Origin of the sequence: Mycobacterium neglectum (genome assembly GCF_002591975.1) — a bacterium.
In the GTDB taxonomy this organism is placed as follows: Bacteria; Actinomycetota; Actinomycetes; order Mycobacteriales; family Mycobacteriaceae; genus Mycobacterium; species Mycobacterium neglectum.
In genome coordinates, this window is sequence record NZ_NVQE01000109.1 from 1 (window position 1) to 1,368 (window position 1,368).

A 1,368-nucleotide genomic window follows, 5' to 3' on the forward strand; every position below is an offset into this window, starting at 1 on the left:
GAGCATGTCCCGAGTCGCGTGGAATTTGGGTGACGATCCACGATGAACTCTAGGCGGCGGCACCGACAGATTTGGTGTCGGCGCCGGTGTCGGGGTGAGCGTGTCGGCGCAGGGCGTCGACGAGCTGGGGCATCTGCTTGTGGCCCTTGATGCGACGGAAGGATCGTTCGGCGTTGAGCATGCCGGCCGCGGTCCAGCGCAGCACCATCTGCCCGTCGCGCCAGCGGGTGACGTTGCGATTGGTGGTCCGGGCGATGGAGATCATCGACTCGACCGGATTGGACGTGGTCAACGTCTTGGCGAGGCGGCCGTCGATGCCGAGGCGGGCGACAGTGAACATTTCCTCCAGCCCCTCGCGCAGGCTGGCGGCCGCACTGGGATAGTTCTTACCAAGTTGCCCGGCAAGGCTTTTCGCGTTGCGCAACCCGGTGTCTGGGTCAGGGTGGGCGAAGGCCTTGACCAACTTGGCGTCCACCCAGGCCTTGTCCTTGTCGGGCAGATGATCAGCGACATTTCTCCGCTTGTGCAAGGTACATCTTTGGATGAGGGCCTTGGCGCCGAACACCTCACGCACCGCCGCGGACAGCGCCTTGGCGCCGTCGCAGACGACCAGCAGCCCATCGTCGATGGCCAGGCCGCGCTCGACCAGGTCGGCCAGCAGCGAGCGGACCACGGTCTTGTTCTCCGTGGAGCCGTCCCACAGCCCGACCGGGACCTTCGTTCCGTCGGCGGTGATCGCCAGCGCGACCACCACGCACCGCTGGGCCATGTGCTCCCCATCCAACATGAGCACCTTGATGTCCAGCTCGCTCAAGTCGCGGCTCATCAGCTCGCCCAGCGCGGTCTCGGTCTGGCGCACGAATCGGCGCGAAATCGCCGAGCGGCTAGTCGATTTCGCCTCCTCGCCGACCTGGGCGCCCACCGGCTCCGCAGTGCGGGCGTGCCGGCGGGTGGCCACCCCGGCCAGCATCCGCTCCATCACCACCTGGGTCAGCAGGTCATCGGCGGCGAAGTGCGCATAGGTGCTCAGCGCCACCTCGCTCCCATCCAGAGTGCGTGCCCGCGGCCGGGCCACCGGCACCCGCCGACCACCAAGGGTCACCGACCCCTTCCCACTGCCGTGGCGCACCGAAATCCGGTCAGCGTCGTGCTTGCCCTTCGGCCCGCACGCCGCGGCGATCTCGGCCTCAAACATCGTCTGCATCACCGCCATCCCGGCGGCCACGCTCATCGCCAACAACCCCTCCCGGGCCGCCCCGGCGATGCTGGTCATCGCCAGCCGGATCTCCTCCGGCAGCTCAGGCAACCCGGCGGCGTCGGTCGTGTCAGCGAGGCGAACAGTAGGTACGGTCTTCATGGCGGTCCCTT

General features: G+C 67.7%; 1 protein-coding gene. It reads right to left on the reverse strand.

From position 1 onward, the window contains the following. Positions 1–49: 49 nt before the first annotated feature. The gene (locus tag CSQ99_RS30585) at positions 50–1,357 is read right to left on the reverse strand and encodes an IS256-like element ISMtu1 family transposase (RefSeq protein WP_006242193.1); all 1,308 of its coding nucleotides are present in this window, start codon (positions 1,355–1,357) and stop codon (positions 50–52) included. Between the last annotated feature and the right edge of the window lie 11 nt (positions 1,358–1,368).